General features: G+C 64.5%; 3 protein-coding genes. 2 read left to right on the plus strand and 1 reads right to left on the minus strand.

Features of this window, described 5'->3' with window-relative positions; genetic code table 11:
• Both EOA22_RS32640 and EOA22_RS32645 read left to right on the plus strand, forming a co-directional pair.
• On the plus strand, positions 1-316 hold a 316-nt coding region (locus EOA22_RS32640), incomplete at its 5' end, for an ABC transporter permease subunit (RefSeq protein ID WP_127390554.1).
• A complete protein-coding gene (locus EOA22_RS32645) occupies positions 313-1,095 on the plus strand; it encodes an ABC transporter ATP-binding protein (RefSeq protein ID WP_013531158.1) in 783 nt (260 codons plus the stop codon). The genes EOA22_RS32640 and EOA22_RS32645, both read left to right, overlap by 4 nt.
• A 114-nt stretch (positions 1,096-1,209) precedes the next feature.
• Here EOA22_RS32645 and EOA22_RS39760 read toward each other — a convergent pair.
• A partial coding sequence (locus EOA22_RS39760; RefSeq protein ID WP_127390555.1) for a helix-turn-helix domain-containing protein occupies positions 1,210-1,709 on the minus strand: 500 nt, incomplete at its 5' end.

A 1,709-nucleotide genomic window follows, 5' to 3' on the forward strand; every position in this document is an offset into this window, starting at 1 on the left:
ACGCGATCTGGTCGAGGCCGCCTACACGCTGGGTTCCACCAACAGCGGCATCGTCAACCGGGTGATCATGCCGGCCAATGCGCCGGAGGTCGCCGAGACGCTGCGGCTGGTGCTCGGCTGGGCCTGGACCTATGTCATCGTCGCGGAACTGATCGGCTCGTCATCCGGCATCGGCTACATGATCATCAACAGTCAGTCGCGGCTGGCGACGGGTCAGATCATCTTCGGCATCATCGTCATCGGACTGATCGGGCTGTTGTCCGACTTCGCCTTCAAGGCCTTCAACCGCTGGCTCTTTCCGTGGAGCCTGGCGTGAACAAGCTTCTCATCGAGGGCGTTTCGCGCACCTTTGCCGGCGTGCGCGGCGGTCAGCCGGTCAAGGCGCTGATGCCGATCGACCTGGCGGTCGCCGCCAACGACTTCATCACTATTCTGGGGCCGTCCGGCTGCGGGAAGTCGACACTGCTCAGGATTGTCGCGGGCCTGGAAGCATCGAGCGAGGGCCGTGTGCTGCTCGACGGCAAGGCGGTGACCCGGCCGGGGCCGGATCGCGGCATGGTCTTTCAGTCCTACACGCTGTTTCCCTGGCTGACTGTGGCGCAGAACATCGCTTTCGGCTTGCGCGAACGCGGAATGCCCGAAAAGGAGCGGGACGGGGTCGTCGCTTCCTACGTCAATCTCGTCGGCCTGAAAGGGTTCGAGAACCATTGGCCGAAGCAGCTCTCCGGCGGCATGCAGCAGCGCACGGCGATCGCCCGGGCGCTGGCTAACGATCCGGAGATCCTGTTGCTGGATGAGCCGTTCGGCGCGCTCGACAACCAGACGCGCGGTCTGATGCAGGAACTGCTGCTCGGCATCTGGGAACGGCGCCAAAAGACGGTGCTGTTCGTCACCCATGACATCGAGGAGGCGATCTTCATGGCCTCGCGCGTCATCGTGATGACGGCGCGGCCTGGCCGCATCAAGTCGGATGTCGCCATCGACCTGCCGCATCCGCGCCATTACACGCTGAAGACCAGCCCGGAATTCTCGGCGCTGAAAGCGCGGCTGACCGAGGATATTCGGGTCGAGGCGATGCGCACGGCGCAGGCGTAGTCAGACCGACACAGCCTGATCATCTGGAAAGATACTTGGCTCGCTCAACAGACGCTTGAGGCGAGGAAGATCACGTTTCGGGGCGTCCAGAGCCGCCTCACGTGACACCTCTGCTCAGGCGGCCAGCAGCTGCTTGCGGTCGACGCGCTCCTGCTGCGGCGAGCGGGCGTAGAGTTCGCGGTAGCATTTGGAGAAATGCGAGGCCGAGACGAAGCCGCAGGCGACCGCCACCTCGACCACTGGCATCGAGGACTGGATCAGCAGGTGCCGAGCGCGGTCGAGCCGGATTTCGAGATAATAGCGGGCGGGGGAGCGGCCCATCTCGGTGCGGAACAGCCGCTCGATCTGGCGGCGCGACAGGTCGACATGATCGGCGATCTCGATCAGTGACAGCGGCTCCGACAGATTGCCTTCCATCAACTCGATGATGGTCAGCACTTTCGAGTTCTGGACGCCGAGGCGGGCGCGCAGCGGCAGGCGCTGGCGGTCGGTGGGGCTGCGCACGCGGTCGGTCAGCACCTGCTCGCAGACGCGGTTGACGAGGTTCTCGTCAAAGTCGTCGCCGATCAGCTTCAGCATCATGTCGAGTGCGGCGGTGCCACCGGCGCCGGTGT

It is taken from the genome of Mesorhizobium sp. M7A.F.Ca.US.014.04.1.1, assembly GCF_003998745.1.
Lineage (GTDB): Bacteria > Pseudomonadota > Alphaproteobacteria > Rhizobiales > Rhizobiaceae > Mesorhizobium > Mesorhizobium ciceri.